Source organism: Fibrobacter sp. UWS1, from assembly GCF_002300445.1.
In the GTDB taxonomy this organism is placed as follows: Bacteria; Fibrobacterota; Fibrobacteria; order Fibrobacterales; family Fibrobacteraceae; genus Hallerella; species Hallerella intestinalis.
Genome location: NZ_NSGW01000002.1, coordinates 860,863 through 881,092, shown reverse-complemented (window position 1 = coordinate 881,092; position 20,230 = coordinate 860,863). Strand labels below are relative to the sequence as shown.

Below are 20,230 nucleotides of genomic sequence, written 5' to 3'. Positions count from 1 at the left end.
AAAAAAAAATTTATTCCTGTTCCGCCGCGCAAGAGTCGCCGCATTCCACGGGCTCTTCCACCGTTCGCGGCAGGCTTCGCGTTGTCACCAGCTCCGCCACAAATTTTTGCGCAAATTCAGCAAGAACCGGTTCCAGTTTCACGTCGGATTCCCAAGGGCTCAAGGGCACCGTAGAAATTTCTTCCCCCGGTTTCGGTTCCTGCAATTCGTAAGAAACAACGACCTTTGTCTGCAAGCGATCTTCCAGAAAATTTTCCAGCTTTTGGCGATATTCTTCCAAAGTCATCATCTGGGTGTAGCCCCAACTGAACGCCGCCGGGAAAAGTACGGTCAAACGGAAAGGATTGTCCTGAAAGTCTCCGTGCACAAGCGTCGTCCCATTCAGACACACGGCAAGAAAACCGCTGCCATTCGAAGAGATGCCGTGAACGAGTTCCTGCCAAAAATTGCAGACGTTGTAACGCGTGAATTGCCGAGACGCCCCGCCCGTTCCTCCCAAGCGATCCAAATCCATGGAATCGTCCATTTCGAATCCCCCGTCATCATCCGCAAAGACATCCATGCCCGCCGTTGAAAGCGGAGGAACATCAACGGGTTCCATCGGCGAAGAATATTCCTGCGGTTTTGCCGAAGGCAAAGAAGGACTCGAATCCAGAACAGGAGCGCCGAAATCGATGGCAAAGGGCGAATCCAAAGGAACTGGCTCGGGAAGCGGCGCATCAAAAGCGACCGGAGCGGTTTCCGGCACGTTCAATTCATTTTTTTTTTGAACCCTGAAAAGCGGGGTTGTTTATGGCGGCCAAAGCCTGTTTCAAATCCACGACCCTGTCCAGATAAGCCATCCGGGCAAAAGCGGACTCGACCAGCAATCTCGGGTTCGCGCTCCGCCGGATATTCCCCTGCAAATCCGTGAGAATCCTTGCGATGCGCAGCAAATCGCCATTGCCCAGAGAAGGCGCGCAATTTTTCAGTTTTTCAAAAAGCGCATCCGAGATATTCAGCGATTCCGCGGTAATGCCGCCGACCTGAACATACAACCGGTTGCGAACAAACTTGGCAAAGCCCTCCAGGAGCGGCGCAAATTCCACTCCCGTTTCCAAGGCCTTGTCCACCACGGAAAAAGTTCCCTTCACGTCATGTTTTTCAATGGATTCCAACAGCGAGAAGTACAATTCGTTCGGGGGAATTCCCAACACGGAGCGCACAGCTTCGGCGTTCATGTCGTTCCCGGTGAACGCATAAGCCTGATCAAAAAACGTCAGAGCGTCCCGCATGGAACCGTCCGCTTTTTCCGCGATCATCTCCAGAGCTTCCAAATCGGTCGTAATGCCTTCCTGCTCGCAGATATAATGCAGGCGTCCCATAATCTGCTTGGTGGTCAGGCGTTTGAAATCAAACCGCTGCACACGAGAGAGGATGGTCTGCGGGACCTTATTCACTTCTGTCGTCGCAAAAATAAAGATGACGTGCGGAGGCGGCTCTTCCAATGTTTTCAACAGGGCGTTGAAAGCTCCCTTTGAAAGCATGTGCACTTCGTCGATGACAAAGACTTTGTATTTGCCAATCATCGGCGTATATTGCGTCTGTTCCAAAAGGTCGCGGATATTGTCCACGCCCGTATTCGACGCCGCATCGATTTCAATGACATCCATCGGTTGGCCGCTTTCAATATCCAGACAGCTTTTGCATTTGCCGCAAGGCACCAGCGGGTTTCCGCCTGTGCAGTTCAGCGTCCGCGCCAAAATTCGCGCCGATGTCGTCTTGCCGACGCCGCGCGTTCCCGTAAACAGAAAAGCGTGATGCAGGCGTCCGCCGACGATGGCGTTTTCAATCGTTTTTGCGATGTGTTCCTGACCGACCAGATCGTTGAACGATTTCGGACGCCACTTACGAGCCATTGCGATATAAGCCATAGTCCAACCTTTTTAACGCAAAATGATTTCGCTGTCCTGAGCCAACTTTTCACGCAGCTTGTCGTGCGCCTTGTTCACCGTTTCGTCCGTCAGCGTTTCGGTCATCGACTGGTATATGAACGTATAAACCATGTTCTTTTGCCCCGGCTGCACGCCGACGCCCTGATAGACGCTCTTCAATTCAATCTTTGCCAAGTTTTTCACCTTGAACGCATTCAGCTTTTGCAGAAGCGATTCATTGGTCATCCGTTCCGGAACCATCAGCGACACGTCGCGAATCATAAAAGTCTGGCGGCTGAACGGCTTGAACACGGTCTTCTTTTCGGCAGCCTTCAAGACCTTTTCCAAATCCACTTCAAAAAGGGCGGTTTCGTAACTGATGTCAAAAGCCTGAAGCACCGCCGGATGCACGACGCCGATAGAGCCGAAAATTTCGTTTCCGCAAGCAATAACCGCCTGCTTTCCCGGATGCAAGAACAGTTCCGGTTTTTCCGCCGGACGGATTTCCGCGGCAATGCCCAAGCGTTTGAAAAGGGAAACGGCAATGCCCTTGATGTCGGCGAACTCCACTTTCCGAGGCTTGTCGTCCAAAGCTTCCATTTTATAATGCCCGGCAATCACGGCGCAAAGAACCTGCTTTTCGGTAAAGCCCGGATCCCGTTCATTCTGGCGTTCCGCATTCTGGAATTGCGCCTTGCCGTTTTCAAACAGGCGAATGGAACCCGGACGGTTCTTTTCATTTTCAGCGACGGACTTCAGCAAAATCGGGATCAGCGAAGTCGGTACGCAGCCGAGTTCATCCGAGAGCGCATTCAAAAGCTTTGCCGGTTTGCTGCGCAGATCCGCATCATTCGGTTCGCCAAAGACCTTTGCCGTATTGAGGGCACTGGTAAAGCGCAAAGAAATACATTCGTGAAGTCCCAAAGCCGAGAGCGCATAACGAATCCGGCGACCCAAGACTTCTTCTTTCGGCAAATCGTTCGGCTTGATTTTAAAAGCGGGAACATCGTAAGGGATGTTGTCAAAGCCGACAAGGCGAGCGATATCTTCTATCAAGTCCACTTCCCGTTCCAAATCCGGGCGGAACGGCGGAATTTCAAAATCCATCTGTCCCAGATGCTTCAGTTCGATGCCCGTCAGATACCGGACGATTTCCTCTTCCGAAAGCTCGATGCCCAATACCTTGGCGACACGCGACGCCCGAAGATGCACCACTCCCGGTTTCTGCTGGTGGTCCGCACCCGTATATTCCACGACGCCCTTGAGAACTTTGCCGCCAGCGACTTCCTGAATCAGAGCGCAAGCGTAATCGTCGGCATCGCGCTGCATGGAATAGTCGATTCCCCGCTCAAAACGGTAACTGGAATCCGTGCTTGTGCAAAGGCGGTGCGCCTGTTTGCGGACAACGGCGGGGTTGAACCAGGCACTTTCCAAAAAGACCTTCGTCGTCGATTCCGTAATCTCGCTTTCCACGCCGCCCATCACACCGGCAACGCACGACGGCTTGTCGCCATCGCAAATGACCAAATCCGAAGTGGAGAGCTCGTGCTCCTTGTGGTCGAGAGTCTGGATCCGCTCGCCCGCTTTCGCCTTGCGCACGACGACTTCTGCGCCGGAAAGCTTGGATATGTCGAAACTGTGCAGCGGTTGCCCGATATCCATCAGCACAAAATTCGTCACATCGACGACATTGTTCACGCTGGCCATGCCCACCGATTTCAACAGGCGAGAAAGCCACTTGGGCGAAGGCCCCACCTTTACGTTTTCAATGACGCGACCGACATAACGAGAGCAGCCGGCACCCGGTTCCACGGTCAAGCGGATAACGGAAGAAGTTTCCTCGGAAGAATCTTCTTGCAGTTGGAAAGAAAGCGGCTTAAGCTTGCGCCCGAATTTGGCGGCGAGTTCCCGGGCAACGCCACGATGGGAAAGCGCATCCGGACGGTTCGGCGTCACATTCAATTCATAAGTCGAATCATACAGGCCGAGCGAAACAAACGGAGTGCCCGCGGGAATGGAGTCGTCCAAAACCAGAATGCCGCCGTGGTCGTCAGAAAGTCCGATTTCGTCTTCAGCGCAAATCATCCCGAAACTTTCCACTCCCCGGATTTTCGACTTTTTCATTTTGAGAGACTTGCCATCGGGAAGCGGGAGTTCCGCGCCGATAGGAGCCAGCACCACCGTCTGTCCGGCAGCCACATTCGGCGCTCCGCAAACAACTTGCAGAGTTTCCTTGCCATCGTCCACAGTCGTAATATGAAGATGATCGCTATCCGGATGCGGTTCACAGGTCAGAACCTTTGCCACCACCAGTTTTTCATAAGGCTTGGCGGATTCTTCCATCCCTTCCACTTCCAAACCGACTGCGGTGAGAGCTTTAGCGACTTCTTCGGCACTTTCGGGAAGTTCTACATGACGGCGGAGCCAATTCAAAGAGACTTTCATTTCAATTCCTTTTAAAATTCACGGAGAATATAGAATTTTAAATGTCCCCAGCACTATGCCCACCCATTCTTTAGAGGGGATTAAAGGCCTCCTCTGAAAATTGCTTTGGTGATTTTAGTGACTAGCATTCAGTGGATAGCGACTAGCGATCAACGGCTAGCGGCGAGTGCCCTTCGACTAGTTCGACAAGCTCACTAACCGAGGCTCAGGGACCGATTGTCGAAGCTCACTAACCATGGTTCGGCAGGCTCACCAACAACTGACAACTGATAACTCTAACGCAGCAGGTAATGCCCCGGAGCAAAGCCCGCCGAACGCAGAGCTTCGGAAGCGGAGACGCCATTCAGATGAACTTCGCCAAGATACTTGCCCGTCAAGCTAAAAACTCGGACTTTCGCATTTTTCGGAAAGGCGCGATTTTGGAGCGAAGCCGGCGACAGGGCAATCGCGTCCGGCTCTTCGGCAACGGCAAACTGGAACCAGTCCACGTTTACATAAGCGCCCGTGATCCAAAGCCGGAGAATGTGCTCGCCCGCCGGAAGTTCAACCGAACCCGCTGAAAATTTTTTATAAACGTCCCAAGAATTTTCTGCCGTCTGCAAAATGGGAATCGTATCCGTCAAAGGCGCACCATCCAAGAAAAATTGCACACTGCCCGATTCTCCACCAGCCGCAGCGACGATCTGCAAATCATAAACCGAACTTTCCAACACATTCACCGTCCATTCCATCCACTCCCCCGCCAGCGTATAGCCGACGGCAAACCCGGAATCCAGCGTCACAATATCCACGCCATCTTGACGATAAGCGCCGCCTTCATTTCGATGGTCCGTGTCCCAATAAGCTTCGCCCGCATTGCCGACATCGTAATTTTCAGCCTCGATTTTTCCCGGGATACTCGCAGGCAAACCGCCATAAGGCGCACGCGGAATATCCCGCAACGACGGAAGATAAATTTCGTCGATTTCATTTTTCCCTATTTTAAACCAGTCGAAATCCGAATGGCCGCCCGCTTTTTGCGTCGCATAATGGAAAAGCCCAAATCGATAGCCCATAAACATGCCAAGAGTATAGGCCAAATTGATTTTTTCCCCGATGGGCTTCCAATCTTCGCCGTTTTCACTGTAATAGAAAGTTGCCGTTCCGCTGCCCAGCGGCAAGTCCAAATCGATGCGCAAATAGGCAGAGTTCCCCGACAGAGGAACGCTCTGCACTTCCCGCATTCCCCGATACATAACAACGCTGTAAGTTCCCGCGTTTTTCCGAATGCCCACGTAGCCCATCGAATCCTGCAAAGCGACAAGCCCCGCCACATCTCCGTTTTCCATTCCCTCGCCATTCAAAGCGATTCGCCCGGAACACTTCGGCCCAAATGAGCGCATAGTCAAAGTATTTTTCGCCGTATATAGACTTGAATCCAGCCGTCCCGTAGTCAAGCGCAGATTGCCCGGATTTTGCGTTAGGGACCAATGCGAACTGTTGGGATTGTGATTCCATTGCCATTCCAGCGCCAGCGTTTCGCTTTCAAAATCATCCGAAGTGACCATGCCATAACCGGGCAAAGGCTCCGCAGGCAATGTGAGCGTCGCCGGGGCTTTCCCGTTCTCGGCAACAGGCCAACCATCCTGCCATTTCATAGGCACCAAAAAAGGAATGCGCCCCACCGGTCCCGAATCCCGAAAAAGCATCGCATACCAATTTCCCTCGGGAGTATCAAAAATTCCTCCTTGCGCAACGCCGTTGTCCTGCAAAAAAATTCTGCCGCTGTATTCGCCCAAAAGATTTTTGGAACGATAAACGATTTCCGTACGGCAATTTCCACTGGGCCAAGAAATGGTAAACAGGAAATATTCCCCGTTTACCTTGAAAATCTGCGCTCCTTCCTGCCGGACGATAAATTGATCCGTTCCTACGACCGCATTAACATTTGTCCCTTGCAGTTTGCCGCTCCGCCCGCCGACTTTAACGCCGCTCGCATCGGCGTTCAGCTCCACATAGCTGATTTCCCCGGAACCGTAAAAAACAAAAACGGAACCATCGTCGTCAAAGAAAAGCGACGGGTCGTGATAAAAGGGCAATTGCACTTCGCTCCACGTTCCCGATTCCACGTCAGCCGTTTTGTACAAATGCGTTTTTCCCGTCGTATAGGACGGAGTCAGCACATAAAAATAGCCGTTATGAAAACGAATGGAACTGGCCCAAGAGCCCTTTCCATAAGCATTCTTGCCATTGTTCAAATTCTGATTGTCATTGTCGGCAAGAGTCTGGTAGGCATACCCAACCGTCCGCCAAGAGGCCAAATCCGAGGACTTCATCACGGGGACTCCCGGAGAAAGATGCATGGTCGTGCTCACCATATAATAGGAATCGCCGACTCGCACAGTCGATACATCCGGCACATCCGACCAGATAATCGGATTAGAAACCGTAGCCGCCAAAACAGAAGCCGCACAAACGGCAACGAAGCATAAGATTTTTTTCATTCGGAGATTTCCTAGCTACTTGATTTGAATGCCCAGCAAGTCGAACTTCTTCCCGTTCTTTTGAAGATAGACTTTCTGCCCGTCAAAGCGGAGCCTTTTATCCTTTGCCTGTTCATGAATTTGACGCCCGCTTCGAATGGCCGTCGTCGAATCCACACAGAGCGAAAAATCCAAGTAGTCGATGTTCACATAATCCCCGGTGACGAGCAATTTGATTTCGTGATTTCCCGCCGGTAGCGTTAATTTTCCGACGGAAACCATTTGATACGAAGACCAGTCCTCGCCCGTTTTTTCCACTGGAACGCTATCGCCCAAAATCCTTTCATCGACAAAGACGGCAATGCCCGCAGCCGTGCTGCCCGTCGCCACATGGACTGAGACTTCAAAATCGCCCGCCAAAGGAGCTTCGACGGAATACTTCAACCACTCGCCCTTTCTCGTGTACCCGACCGCATACCCTCCTGCGGGAATCGTATCAATATCCACGCCGTCATCGCGATATTTGCCGCCTTCATTTTTCAAATCCGAATCGTAGTAGGCCTTGTTTTGCCCGCCCAAATCGTAATTTTCCGCTTCGATTCTTCCGGGGAGCGTCACCCTTTTTCCGCCAAAAGGTTCCTGCGGCACGACCACCGTCGTTTTGTGCATCACCTCCAGCATTTTCTGCGCATAGCGCAATCCGAATTCCTGGTAAGATTCGCTGCTGAAATGATACGAATCCTTGCCGTTTCCCTTTAATCCGGTCGATTTGACGACATAGGTATTCTCCATGATATTCGGCAAATTTCCCACCTGGTTCAGCGCAAAACCATAACAGCAACCGCCCGCATCGGAATCTTCCATTTCACCGGCAAGAAACGGAACCGTGTCGGCACTTAAATTCAGCGCATTCAAAATATCGTCGCGAGTTTTCTTGACCTCGCTTTGCCAGTCATTTCCGGACATCGCGCCCGATTCGCCCTGGTGAAAAATAAACCCCTTGATCACCCCCTCTTTCATCGCTTCTTGAGCGACTTCGACAATTCGCGCATGGGCGTTGCCATCGGTACCATAATCCTTTGCCCAGTTGACAAGCCAGGACGCTTCTCCCGCCAGATACTCCGCATATTTGTCCTTGTCAAAAAGCTCGATTTTTGTGCCTCCCACCGCCACAGGAATTACCGCAACAGTCACCCCGGGAAGACTGTCCGCCATATACCGGCCAAACCAGTCCGCGATGGAAAGCCCTTCGCCGCAATGGAACATCGGGGGAATCGCCGGATACAGCGCGCCGACATTCGGACGACCAAGCTGGGTGCAGGCCGTTGTCGCATACATCTTATAGCGGGGATGCTCTACATCGTCGATGCCTTTCCGAATTTCCCCCGCACCCGCCATATTGGACTGTCCGTATGCGATATAGATATGAAAATTCGGGTCCGGAGCAGCCGTCAAAAACGAAACGGCCCCCAAAATGGTGCATACAGCGGACAAAAATCCCGACGAAAAATCCAATTTCATTTTCCAATCCTCTTTTGGCGACTTCTAAAATCGTCTTTTGCCAAAAGATATTCTCCTCCAAAGTCCGGCGACATCATCCGCAGCCAGTTTGCATGGATAAAAAATCCACAGCGAAAGAAATGATTCTTGTCGCATCCCGCCGCAATTCATATTGCATCGTGCCAATTTCCCATAAAATGTGTATTTTTCTTTCGGCGTCAAGGTGACGCTAAAACAAAAGGTCGCAAATTATGCAAGTCGATTTGAATACAGTTGATTGGAAGACGCTCCCATTCGGTTACTACGATACCGACTACAATGTCCGCTGCTACTACCGGAACGGACAGTGGGGAAAAATCGAAGTTTCCTCTTCCAAAGACATCAGCATTCACATGGCCGCAACTTGCTTGCATTATGGCCAAGAAGGTTTTGAAGGACTGAAGGCTTACACAGGCAAAGACGGCAAAGTCCGCATTTTCCGGGTAGAAGAAAATGCCAAGCGGATTCAGAATACGGCAAACCGGGTTCTGATGGCCGTGCCCCCCGTTGAACTGTTCCGCGAAATGGTGCATACCGTGGTCAAAGCGAACAAGCGTTTTGTTCCCCCCTACGGATTTGGTGCCACTCTTTACATTCGTCCTTTGCTCATCGGCATGAGCCCGGAAGTCGGCGTGAAGCCCTCGGACGAATACCTGCTTCTGATGTTCGTGACTCCGGTAGGTCCCTACTTCAAGGATGGATTCAAGCCTGTCGATATGATGATCAGCCGGAACTACGACCGCGCCGCTCCCCAGGGAACGGGCACCGTCAAAGTCGGCGGCAACTATGCGGCAAGCCTGCTCTCCCTTGCCGAAGCCAAAAAACTGGGATACTCCAGCACCATCTATTTGGACGCGAAGGAAAAGAAATACATCGACGAATGCGGACCGGCAAACTTCTTTGGCATTAAAGGCAACACTTATGTCACGCCAAAGTCCGAGTCGATTCTGCCTTCGATTACCAACAAGAGCCTGCAACAGCTAGCCGAACATCTTGGATACAAGGTGGAACGCCGGCAGGTTCCTTTTGAAGAGCTCGCCGAGTTCAGCGAAACCGCCGAATGCGGCACCGCCGCGGTCATCACTCCGATCAAGAAAATCGTGGACCCCGTTGCGAACAAGACGTTTACCTACGGCGACGGCGTGAATCCGGGTCCGGTCTGCACGGAACTCTTTACGAAGTACACCGCAATCCAGTTCGGTGAAGCTCCGGATCCGTTCGGCTGGACTGAAGTCGTAGACCTGTAATTCAAAAAATCTAAAAATCCTCGCAGCGGGCAAAACGTCCGCAACGACGGAAAAAAAAGATTCCCGTGGAAAATTCCACGGGATTTTTGTTTTTCTTCGAAAAGCGGCACTTATCATAAGTTTTTTGTTGACAAAGCCGTTTTTTTTCGTACATTTTCAAAAAAAACACCCAATTCCCGGAGACAAAAATGAAAAAGAAAGCCTTTCTCGGATTCGCTCTCGCGACGGCAACCTTCTTCAGCGGTTGTGCCATGATGCAGCCCAAGAAAATGCTCGACGATCCGACTCTCTACGACGAATACATGACCCGTTCGTTCGAATATTCTTCCGCTGCCTGCTACGAAGCCACCAAGAAGACCTTCGCCGACAACAAGGTTGCCCTTGCCAAAGATGATCCGGAAAACGGAAAGATGGTCACCGAAAAGTACACGGTCGCAAGTTACACCCAACGCGATGACCAGAAACGCAACATGGAAAACAACCAGTACATCAAATTCTGGGTAAGCGTTTCGGGAGACGAATCTTCATGCGTGATCAAGGTGACCAAGCTCAAAGCCTGGATGAACACCCAAGAACTCACCTATGTGTATCCGAAACAAGGCGGTCCATCTCTCTGGGATCCGATCTTCAACTCGATCAAGGATCAACTTGAAGACGATAACAACTAGGCTTTAGTCGACCCAGCCGACTCGGCCTTCCCCGCCTGCCAAAAACTTTTCGATATAAAGTTTGGCAGCCTGGCAAGATTCCGGCAAGGACTTTCCAAGCGCCACATTGGCGAGGATCGCCGACGAAAGCGTACAGCCCGAGCCGTGCTTATCGACTCCGACAAAACGCTTCGAAGTGAATTTGAAAATCTTTCCTTCGTGCCAAAGCGTATCGGTGGAATCTTCCCCTTCCGCATGACCTCCCTTCAGCAGAATGGAGGTCTTTTTTCCAACCAGAAGTTCCTTGCGGCTGTCAGCGACACCCAAGCCCAGATAGGCGTACTCATACTGGTTCGGCGTAATCAAATCGAGCTGCGAAAATACCGGTAAGAACCTGTCCGCATCATCATCGGCGAAAAAGCGGAAACCGGTCGTCGCTCCCATGATCGGATCCCAAATGACAAACGCATCGGAATTATTCTGGCGTATCCATTCAACAATTTTCTGGAGCATTTCCGCATCTTGCACAAGTCCGATTTTGATGAACTTGTATTCGCGCACTTCCCGAAGCTTATCGAGTTGCACACGGATGCGTTCCCATGGGAGAAATCCCGGGGCCGCAAAAGACAGTTCGTTTTGCACCGTCAAAGCGGTACAAACAGAACAGCCGTACACTCCAAAATCCCGCATCGTTTTGATATCGGCCAAGATCCCTGCGCCGCCACTTCCATCGAAGCCTGCGATTGTCATGGCATAGGTCATTTTAGACATAAGCGCCTCCAAGCGGAAACCGAGTCGGCGAATTCCCAGATTCCCGAGACAATCGCCCTGTTAGGTTCATCATCCGATAGCTCTGTGGCATCGCAAGCGACAAAGACATTTTCCGGAACCCTTTCCGGTTTATTCTTCACTACCACCTGGAAAATTTTGGAACGCAATTCCGGGGAAAGCTTTTCCAAATCCCGCAAATATTCCACTTCGACACTTAAAAGTCCCGAAGCTCTCAGCGCGGCTCCACCATTCTGAACGAACCATTCCATCGGCTGATGGAATCCGGCGAGGCTGAATTCCTGAGCCATACTCGGTGAGCCGCAAAGAAACGTCTTCATTCGGATTTCTTCTGGAATCGAAAGAAGGAACCGTTCAAGCAGACGGTCGTTCATATATGGTTTCTGCACATACAGATAGTCTACATCATTAGCGAAGATTTTTTCAATTAAATCGACTTCGTCGACAAAACTCTCTGCACTAGTGAAGAGAATATACTGCATTTTACTTCTCCATATCTAATTTTCCTGTTTTTACAAATTGCAGGATGTCTTTGGAAATACGCATGGAGCAGAATTTCGGTCCGCACATCGAGCAGAAATGCGATTCTTTCGCCCCATTCCCCGGCAAGGTTTCGTCATGAAATTCCATGGCGCGTTCCGGATCCAAAGACAAAGCGAACTGGTCCTTCCAGCGAAAATCGAAGCGTGCACGAGACAGAGCATCATCCCGGAAATGCGCGGCAAAATGCCCCTTCGCCAAATCCGCCGCATGAGCCGCCAATTTGTACGTCACCACGCCTTCGCGCACATCGTCCCTGTCCGGAAGTCCCAAATGTTCCTTGGGTGTCACATAGCAGAGCATCGCCGTTCCGAACCAGCCGATCATCGCCGCCCCGATTGCCGAAGTGATGTGGTCGTAACCCGGAGCGATGTCCGTCGTAAGAGGCCCCAGCGTATAGAAGGGAGCCTGATGACATTTTTCCTCCTGGCGTTCCATGTTCTCGCGAATTTTCTGCATGGGAACATGGCCCGGGCCTTCGATAATCACCTGCACGCCTTTTTTCCAGGCGATTTCCGTCAATTCACCCAGCGTGTCCAATTCCGCAAACTGCGCGGCATCGTTCGCATCGGCAATGGCACCCGGGCGCAAGCCGTCGCCCAAAGAAACGCACACGTCATATTTTGCCAAGATGTCGCAGATTTCTTCAAAATGCGTGTAGAGGAAACTTTCCTGATTGTGCGTCATGCACCAGCGGGCGATAATGGAACCGCCGCGGCTCACAATGCCCGCCGTCCGCTTCAAAGCCAGCGGCACGAATTTCAAAAGAAGCCCCGCATGAATCGTAAAATAATCGACGCCCTGTTCCGCCTGTTCAATCAAGGTATCGCGGAAAACTTCCCAAGTCAGGTCGTCTGCAACGCCGTTCACTTTTTCCAGAGCCTGATACATCGGAACCGTTCCAATAGGAACCGGACTGTTCCGCAAAATCCACTCGCGCGTGGCGTGGATGTCCTTTCCCGTCGAAAGGTCCATCACCGTATCGGCGCCCCAATGCACCGACCAGACCATCTTCTCCACTTCCTTTTCAATGGAAGACGCCACAGCGGAATTGCCGATATTCGAATTGATTTTCGTTAGAAAATGCCGTCCGATAATCATCGGTTCGCATTCCGGGTGATTCACGTTGCTCGGGATGATAGCCCTGCCCGAAGCGACTTCGCTGCGCACAAATTCCGGAGTAATTTCCGTTCCCGTTCCGCCGAAAATTTCATCCATCTTTTGATTTTCACGGATGGCGACATACTCCATTTCCCGGGTGATGATCCCCTCTTTCGCATATTCCATTTGCGTCTTGTGGCGACCGTCTTTTTGCAGGCGTTCCGCAATCCAGGGAGCGCGCAATTTTTCAATGCCTTTTTCGAGATCGATTTTTTTAGCGGGGTCGCCGTAGGGACCGCTCGTATCGTAAACCGGAAGCACAGGACATTTCGGATCGTCCAAGCGGATTTCCCGCATTCCCACCTTGATGTCGGGATACATTTTTCCAGAAACGTAAATGCGTTGAGACTGAGGAAACGGGTTGAAAAAGGGAGACGCTTCTGCCATATAAAATCCTTTTGTTCCATGACGAACCAAGTTCCAAGGGTATAATCTCAGCCCGCGGACGCGGGCACCCCGGCCCCCAATATAGAAAACAAAAAGCCTATAAGCGATTTTTACTATATTTCCGATAAACTTCAGGAATCCTATGACTCGCAATTCTAGCTTTGGAAGACTTCTTCTCTTTGTAATTCTCGGCCTTATCATCGGCGGCGTTCTGGGCGAATGCTTCGGGTTCGTTTTTGGAAAACTCGGCGAACTGATGAATGCCGGCGGCTACAACAATATCGTACACAATTTCTTTGTGAAGCCCTTCTGGGCGTTCAATACCGGGGACGGAAACACGATGAAGCCCTTTGTGCTAGACCTTTACATGATTAAGATTTCCTTTGGTCTGGCTCTCAAATTGAACGTGATGAGTCTGGTCGGCCTCGTGGTTGGCCTTTACATTATGAAATGGTCCGGAGAACGCTAATGAAAACGATCCAAGAATTGAAAGCCGCACTCGAAAGCGGAAAAACCACGGCGGAAAAACTCGCCGAAGAATCCCTTGGCGAAATCGAAAAGAGCAAAGGGCTGAACGCCTACATTTCCGTTTTGGCAGAGCGCGCCCTCGCCAAAGCCAAAGAAAGCGACGAGCGCCGGAAACAGGGAAAGCTTCTCGGAGAACTCGACGGCATCCCTGTCGCCATCAAAGACAATCTTTGCCTCGAAGGAACGCGCACCACGGCAGCCTCCAAAATTTTGGAGAACTTCGTTTCGCCCTACACGGCGACTGCCGTTCAAAAGCTCGAATCCCAAGGTGCCATCATCGTCGGCAAAACGAACATGGACGAATTTGCCATGGGTTCCTCCAACGAATCCTCCTTTTTTGGAGCCGTGGAAAACCCCGTCGATAAAACCCGCGTTCCGGGTGGCTCGTCGGGCGGTTCTGCTGTCGCCGTCGCGACGGGAACAGTTCCTGTCGCCCTCGGAAGCGATACCGGCGGATCCATTCGCCAGCCTGCTGCCTGCACCGGCATCGTCGGTCTAAAACCGACTTACGGTCGCGTATCCCGTTACGGCCTTATCGCCTACGCTTCGAGCCTCGATCAAATCGGTCCGCTTTCCACAAACGTGCAGGATGCCGCCACCGTTCTTTCCGCGATCTGTGGACAGGATGCGCACGACAACACGACCAGCCCGCGCCCCGCCGAAAATTTCGGACAAAAAATCGGGGAAAGCCTGAAGGGAAAAGTCATCGGCGTTCCCAAGGAATACTTTGCCGAAGGCCTGGACTCCGGCTGCAAAGCCGCCATCGAAAACGTTCTGAAAAAAGCGGAATCGGAAGGAGCCGTCCTAAAAGAAATCTCCATGCCGAACATCAGCTACGCCGTGGCCAGCTACTACATCATTGCCACCGCCGAAGCGTCGAGCAATCTTTCCCGCTTTGACGGTGTGCGCTACACCTACCGCAGCAAAGAAGCCAAAAATCTCTACGACCTTTACGCCATGTCCCGCAGCGAAGCGTTCGGCAAAGAAGTGCAACGCCGCATCATGCTGGGTTCCTACGTCTTGAGTTCCGGCTTTTTCGACGCCTATTATGTACAAGCGCAAAAAGTCCGCCGCCTGATTTCCAACGACTTCACGCGCGCCTTTGAAAATTGCGACGTCATCGCTTCCCCGGTGATGCCCGGCCTTCCGCTCAAGCGTGGCGAAGGCGAAAGCGACCCGATGGCGATGTACCTTTCCGATATTTACACGGTCAGTTTGAACCTTGCCGGGCTTCCCGGAATTTCCGTTCCCTGCGGGCAAGCGGAAAACTTGCCGGTGAACATCCAATGGATTGGCAAGCCTTATGCCGAAACGGAATTGCTTTCGATTGCCGCAGCCGCCGAAAAATTCCGCTAGTATCTTCGTAAAAAAAACAAACCCCGAAAGCTGGATTTCACTTTCGGGGTTTTTATTTGTTTGAATGATCTGCGTGTTGTTCATTCAAAAGGGACTTATAGATAAAATTCTACCCGATTTGCTTGCCCTTCGACAGGCTCAGGGACCGGTTAAAAGTTGGGAGTTGGGAGTTGAAACTGACAACTGAAAACTAATAACTGATAACCGAGTTCACCCTGTGAAAGAAAATACCTCGTTAAAAAAAATAATTGAGCGTATTTGATAGAAGATGTATATAATTTCCCCAGCGAAAGTCGGCAAAAGCGAATTTTTGAAGTTCAAGCCTCGAAAATTCTCGACTACTTTTTCCCATACCACGGGAAAATCTTGCGCATCATCATCCGGAAGGAATCCTTCTTTTCGCTCTCCGCCTTGGGAATTTCGGCAATTTTCACTTCGGACACGGTTTCGGCTATCACTTCCGTCGTTTCTTCCGCAATTTTCGCGTTGGCGTTTTCGGGGATCCAGGGCTGCTGCACATGACGTTCCCATTCGACGCTAGGCACGGTCGGTTCAGCAACGACAATCGGAAGGCCCAAAAGTTCCCGGGCGCGGTTGAGTGCCGCATCGATATTGGCGAGCACATTCTGTTCCCCGATTTCCTTGAGAAGCCCCGACTTGGAAAGGGCGACAATCGGCTGGGAATGCACACCCGAAAGCAACAGGCGCGTTCCCTGTTCTCGGCACTTGGCGAGCAAGCCCTCGATCATCTGCTCACCGGCAGCATCGATGGAGGGGACCTGGCGCATCCGGAGAATCAAAATGTCCGGATGGCTGTTCGTCATATCGAGAGCGGTCTTGAATTTTTCCACCGCGCCAAAGAAAAGCGAACCCATGATTTCAAAAACGGCAACGCCATGCGGAACATGACGGCTTGCGATATTATTCGGGTCGGCAAGCTCTTCGTCGTCCTGACTCAAATCTTCCGTAACGCATGCCACTTCCGCGACATCGGACATCCGGCGAATAAAGAGAATAGCCGCCAGCAACACGCCGACTTCAATCGCAATCGTCAAATCCATCACCACGGTGAGTACGAAAGTCACGAGAAGCACCGACACGTCGCTTTTCGGCGCGCCTTTCAGCAATTTGAAAAAGTTTTTGTAGCCGCACATATTGAACGCCACCTGAAAAAGCACCGCCGCCAGAGCCGCCATCGGAATCATCTCGGCGTATTTGCCAAAAATCAGCATAATCAAAAGGAGAATCACCGCATGGACAAGCCCCGAAATCGGGCTTATCGCACCATTGCGGATATTGGTCGCCGTTCGGGCAATCGCCCCCGTCGCCGGAATGCCTCCAAAAATCGGAGAAAGGACATTGGCAATTCCCTGACCGACCAGCTCCGTATTGGAACGATGGCGGGTGCCCGTCATGCCGTCGGCGACAACTGCAGAAAGCAGGGATTCGATCGCTCCGAGGATCGCGATGGTGAGCGCCGGCTGGAACACCTGCCGCATCATTTCCAAACTGATATTGGGCAAGTGCGGCGTCGGAAAACCCGTCGGGATGGAATTTTTGGAACCGATTGTCATAACGCCGTATTCTTCAGCATCCCAACCCAAAATTTTCACCAAAGCGGTAGCGCCGATAATCGCAATAAGCGACCCCGGAACTTTTGTCGTCAGCTTGGGAAAAAAGATGCAGATTCCAAGGGAAAACAGGCCGACAACCACCGCATACAAATTCGTCGTTTCCAAAGACTTCGCATAAAGGACGATTTTTCCGAGAGCGTCCGCAGGTTCCTTCACGCCGGACAAAAACTGCAACCCCAAAAAATTCGGCACCTGGCCCAGAGCGATAATGATAGCGATTCCCGCCGTAAAACCGACCGTCACCGGAAAAGGAATGAACTTGATGATGCCCCCGAGTTTCGCCAGCCCGAAAATCACCAGGAACACTCCCGCCATCAAAGTCGCTGTCGCCAGACCGTCATAACCATACTGCGCCACGATGCCATAGACGATAACGATGAACGCCCCTGTCGGCCCGCCTATCTGAAAACGGCTTCCGCCAAAAAACGAAATGGCAAAACCAGCGATAATCGCCGTGTAAAGTCCCTTTTCCGGTCCCACTCCTGACGCAATCGCAAACGCAATCGCCAAAGGCAAAGCCAAAATGCCGACAATCAAGCCGGACATCAGGTCTTTGGTAAAATTCTGCTTGGTGTAACCCTTTCGGAGTTGCTTAAAAAGTTCTGGAGAATAATGAGGCAGCTTTGGCATAGGTGCCGCCAAATGTAGGAAAAAGCCGTTTTGTTTTAAAGTGTCGCGAATTTTCACCGTCAATGCGACTGATATAGGTTGAATCGGGAAGAAAAAAAGTTCCCTAGGGCTAGCCCCTGGGGAACCTGGCCGAAACTTTTCTACCTTGCCGATTCTACCAAAAAAGGACATGGCGGTGAGTCTCAACCAAGCACAAAGATACGAAATACGAGCGCTCAATGCGGCAAAGATCCCCCCGAAAAACATAGCCTTGCAGCTGAAGGTCCACAAATCCACAATCTACAGGGAACTAAACAGGGGCGGCGGCCGCCAGCATTACGACCCGGTCAAGTCGCAGGAACGGGCAGACCTCCTTGCCGCGACAAGTCACCTGCATTACGACTACGACGAGGACGACTGGAAAATCGTGGACGGGAAAATCAAGGAAGACTACTCTCCCGAACAGGTGAACGGACGCGCGAAACTCGATGGGATGGGTGTCCCTAGCGTCGCCACGATATACAGGCATGTGAACAAGGACGAGGACCTGAAGAAGCACTTGCGGCACGGCAAGAAACCATACCGTAAGCGCGGGGAGAAGAAGGACAAGAGAGGCCAGATTGTAGGCCGCGTGCCCATCGAGGAACGTCCGGCAATCGTGGACGAGAAATCACGCGTAGGCGACATCGAGATAGACCTGATAAACAGCGCGGACCATGACGCGAACCTGCTCACGATCAACGACAGGATGACGAATTACAGCCTGATAAGGTATCTTCCGACGAAGAACGCGAAAGACCTGAAGAGAACGCTTGTGAGGGCGCTGAAGGACTTTGAGAAAACGTTCGAAGTCAAGATTCTCACAATCACTTCGGACAACGGGAAGGAGTTCGCCTGTCACGCAGAAATAGCGAAAGCTATGAAGGCGGATTACTACTTTGCGAACCCGTACCACTCCTGGGAGCGCGGTGCCAACGAGAACATGAACGGTCTAATACGCCAATATCTTCCCAAGAAGGAGTCGTTCAAGGGAATCTCTCCCCGGAAAGTTCGCTGGATACAGGATAAACTGAACAACAGGCCTCGAAAAAGGCTTGACTTTATGACCCCTTTAGAGTATATTTATACGCAAGTTAAACTACAAACCTAAGTCGCGTTAGCGACGAAAATCCGCCTGTTTACAGAAAGTTTTTTCAGAGAGCCGTTTCTCCTATGTTTCCAACTTTCCTCTCCTAACTTTCAACGAACCCGCTTCGGAATGACGAAGATATGCCCCCATCATAAATTGTAATTCAATCCGTTTATGCGCTTTGGAATGTTCCCAAAGTCCGTTTTGGCATCATGCCATTCATCATCCCGGGCAAAAAACGGCTCGTGGCATCGTGCCGGTTGGTGAGCATCAACAGCTTCAGCACCTGCTTGTCGAACAAGTCGAAGCACGGTTGCCAAAATAATTTTTAGAGGTTGCCTAGACTTTTAATTCACCGGCATCCAAGTTGTCCCAATTCGGAACGGCATCAATCGCCGGGCGGACTTCTTCCGAAACGAATTTCTTCACCTGACCGGGAGCGCGCCCCACGAACTTCTTCAAGTCGAGAATTTCTTTCAGCTTTTCTTCCGTAATGCCGAGCTTCTGGAATTTTTCATTTTTCAGTACGCGTTCCAAAAGGTCGTTGTCCTTGCCCTGTTCCTTGACCACTTTGCCCGCTTCCATAGACATCACGCGGATTTCTTCATGGAGTTCCTGACGGTCGCCGCCATTTTTAACTCCTTCCATAATGATGTTTTCTGTAGCCATAAAGGGAAGTTCCGCCATGATGCGTTTTTCAATCACCTTCGGATAAACCACAAGCCCATTCGTGACATTTTCCGCGATAATCAGCATGGCATCCATGGCAAGGAATGCTTCGGGAATGGCCAGACGCTTGTTGGCGCTGTCGTCCAGAGTACGTTCGAACCATTGCGTCGCCTGGGTGAATGCGGTGCTGTTCACCTGCGCCATGACAAAACGGGCCAAGGAACAGATTCTTTCGGAACGCATGGGATTGCGCTTGTAAGCCATAGCCGACGAGCCGATCTGCGTTTTTTCAAAGGGTTCTTCCACTTCTTTGTTGCCCTGCATGAGGCGCATATCGGTAGCGAACTTGTGCAGCGACTGGGCGATGGAGCAGAGGGTCTGATTCACGCGATTGTCCCACTTGCGGGTGTAAGTCTGCCCGGTGATGGTAAGAACGCGCTTGAATCCCGCCTTGGCTGTGACACGGCGATCCAGTTCCATGATTTTTTCTTCGTCGCCGTTGAAGAGATCCATAAAGCTGGCCTGCGTTCCCGTCGTTCCCTTGACACCGCGGAACGGAAGCACTTCGATGAGGAAATTCAATTCTTCCAAATCTATCAGCATGTCCTGAAGCCAAAGGCAAGCGCGCTTGCCGACGGTCGTGAGCTGCGCCGCCTGAAAATGCGTTGCACCGAGTTGGGGCATGTCCTTGTATTCCATGGCGAATTTGGAGAGCTTGTCCATCACGCGGCAAAGCCGCTTCCGCACCAGAATCATCGCCTGCTGCATCTGGATCAAATCGGTATTGTCGCCCACAAAAGCGGAAGTCGCCCCCAGATGAATGATTCCTTTAGCCTTCGGGCATTGCACGCCGTAAGCGTAAACGTGGCTCATCACATCGTGGCGGCGGCGTTTTTCTTCGGCTTCCGCCACATCGAAGTTGATGTCCGTCGCATGGGCTTTCAATTCGTCCACCTGTTCCTGCGTAATCGGAAGTCCCAGTTCCATTTCGGATTCGGCAAGAAAAATCCACAGTTTGCGCCAAGTCTGGAACTTGTACTGCGGGCTGAAGATATAACTCATTTCCTTGCTGGAATAACGCTTGATGAGCGGGCTTTCAAATTGATCACGCATAAAATTTCCTTTTTGAATTTTGTGTTTTAATTTAGAAAAAAGAAGAGAATCAAATCCCAATC

Annotated in this window: 16 protein-coding genes; 5 read left to right on the top strand and 11 right to left on the bottom strand. The window is 51.4% G+C overall.

Annotation, left to right across the window (positions count from 1 at the left end):
- Positions 1–10: 10 nt before the first annotated feature.
- The 5 genes from BGX14_RS14075 to BGX14_RS14055 form a co-directional block, all read right to left on the bottom strand.
- A complete protein-coding gene (locus tag BGX14_RS14075; protein ID WP_095880220.1) occupies positions 11–754 on the bottom strand; it encodes a hypothetical protein in 744 nt (247 codons plus the stop codon).
- A 1-nt stretch (position 755) separates the two neighbouring features.
- Positions 756–1,913 (bottom strand): DNA polymerase III subunit gamma/tau, encoded by a 1,158-nt coding sequence (gene dnaX, locus BGX14_RS14070; RefSeq protein WP_083545841.1) that lies wholly within the window; start codon positions 1,911–1,913, stop codon positions 756–758.
- Between the two features lie 12 nt (positions 1,914–1,925).
- On the bottom strand, positions 1,926–4,358 hold the full coding sequence (gene pheT / locus BGX14_RS14065; RefSeq protein ID WP_095880219.1) for a phenylalanine--tRNA ligase subunit beta: 2,433 nt from the start codon (positions 4,356–4,358) through the stop codon (positions 1,926–1,928).
- Between the two features lie 275 nt (positions 4,359–4,633).
- Positions 4,634–6,841, bottom strand: a complete 2,208-nt coding sequence (locus BGX14_RS14060) for a family 43 glycosylhydrolase (protein WP_095880218.1) — start codon at positions 6,839–6,841, stop codon at positions 4,634–4,636.
- 15 nt (positions 6,842–6,856) lie between these two features.
- On the bottom strand, positions 6,857–8,341 hold the full coding sequence (locus BGX14_RS14055; RefSeq protein ID WP_095880217.1) for a sialate O-acetylesterase: 1,485 nt from the start codon (positions 8,339–8,341) through the stop codon (positions 6,857–6,859).
- Positions 8,342–8,583: 242 nt separating this feature from the next.
- On the opposite strand from BGX14_RS14055, the gene BGX14_RS14050 reads away from it, so the two are divergent.
- Together BGX14_RS14050 and BGX14_RS14040 are read left to right on the top strand one after the other, a co-directional pair.
- On the top strand, positions 8,584–9,606 hold the full coding sequence (locus BGX14_RS14050; RefSeq protein WP_095880380.1) for a branched-chain amino acid aminotransferase: 1,023 nt from the start codon (positions 8,584–8,586) through the stop codon (positions 9,604–9,606).
- A 188-nt stretch (positions 9,607–9,794) separates the two neighbouring features.
- A complete protein-coding gene (locus BGX14_RS14040; RefSeq protein WP_143394271.1) occupies positions 9,795–10,274 on the top strand; it encodes a hypothetical protein in 480 nt (159 codons plus the stop codon).
- A gap of 3 nt (positions 10,275–10,277) precedes the next feature.
- On the opposite strand, the gene BGX14_RS14035 is transcribed toward BGX14_RS14040, so the two are convergent.
- Genes BGX14_RS14035 through thiC form a run of 3 tightly spaced genes read right to left on the bottom strand, consistent with a single transcriptional unit; the run spans position 10,278 to position 13,130 of the window.
- Positions 10,278–11,024 carry a hydroxymethylpyrimidine/phosphomethylpyrimidine kinase gene (locus tag BGX14_RS14035; RefSeq protein WP_233126561.1) on the bottom strand — a complete coding sequence of 249 codons (747 nt, stop codon included), beginning with the start codon at positions 11,022–11,024 and terminating at the stop codon, positions 10,278–10,280.
- Entirely contained in the window at positions 11,012–11,524 is a 513-nt protein-coding gene (locus BGX14_RS14030; RefSeq protein WP_095880213.1) for a hypothetical protein, read from the bottom strand. Before BGX14_RS14030 ends, BGX14_RS14035 begins: the two co-directional genes overlap by 13 nt.
- 1 nt (position 11,525) lies before the next feature.
- Positions 11,526–13,130 carry a phosphomethylpyrimidine synthase ThiC gene (thiC, locus tag BGX14_RS14025; protein WP_095880212.1) on the bottom strand — a complete coding sequence of 535 codons (1,605 nt, stop codon included), beginning with the start codon at positions 13,128–13,130 and terminating at the stop codon, positions 11,526–11,528.
- A gap of 142 nt (positions 13,131–13,272) precedes the next feature.
- On the opposite strand from thiC, the gene BGX14_RS14020 reads away from it, so the two are divergent.
- Both BGX14_RS14020 and gatA read left to right on the top strand, forming a co-directional pair.
- Positions 13,273–13,599, top strand: a complete 327-nt coding sequence (locus BGX14_RS14020; RefSeq protein ID WP_073306224.1) for a DUF4321 domain-containing protein — start codon at positions 13,273–13,275, stop codon at positions 13,597–13,599.
- Positions 13,599–15,014 carry an Asp-tRNA(Asn)/Glu-tRNA(Gln) amidotransferase subunit GatA gene (gene gatA / locus BGX14_RS14015; protein WP_078777085.1) on the top strand — a complete coding sequence of 472 codons (1,416 nt, stop codon included), beginning with the start codon at positions 13,599–13,601 and terminating at the stop codon, positions 15,012–15,014. The genes BGX14_RS14020 and gatA overlap by 1 nt, the downstream gene beginning before the upstream one ends.
- A 338-nt stretch (positions 15,015–15,352) precedes the next feature.
- Here gatA and BGX14_RS14010 read toward each other — a convergent pair whose 3' ends face one another.
- Complete coding sequence (locus BGX14_RS14010; RefSeq protein WP_095880379.1) at positions 15,353–17,278, bottom strand: SulP family inorganic anion transporter; 1,926 nt, start codon at positions 17,276–17,278, stop codon at positions 15,353–15,355.
- 169 nt (positions 17,279–17,447) lie between these two features.
- On the opposite strand from BGX14_RS14010, the gene BGX14_RS14005 reads away from it, so the two are divergent.
- Positions 17,448–18,407: an IS30 family transposase gene (locus BGX14_RS14005; RefSeq protein WP_095878741.1), complete on the top strand. Its 960-nt coding sequence runs from the start codon at positions 17,448–17,450 to the stop codon at positions 18,405–18,407.
- A 151-nt stretch (positions 18,408–18,558) separates the two neighbouring features.
- On the opposite strand, the gene BGX14_RS16325 is transcribed toward BGX14_RS14005, so the two are convergent.
- Both BGX14_RS16325 and purB read right to left on the bottom strand, forming a co-directional pair.
- Entirely contained in the window at positions 18,559–18,687 is a 129-nt protein-coding gene (locus tag BGX14_RS16325; protein WP_255404529.1) for a hypothetical protein, read from the bottom strand.
- 38 nt (positions 18,688–18,725) lie between these two features.
- Positions 18,726–20,168 carry an adenylosuccinate lyase gene (gene purB / locus BGX14_RS14000; RefSeq protein WP_073306233.1) on the bottom strand — a complete coding sequence of 481 codons (1,443 nt, stop codon included), beginning with the start codon at positions 20,166–20,168 and terminating at the stop codon, positions 18,726–18,728.
- Positions 20,169–20,230: the final 62 nt, after the last annotated feature.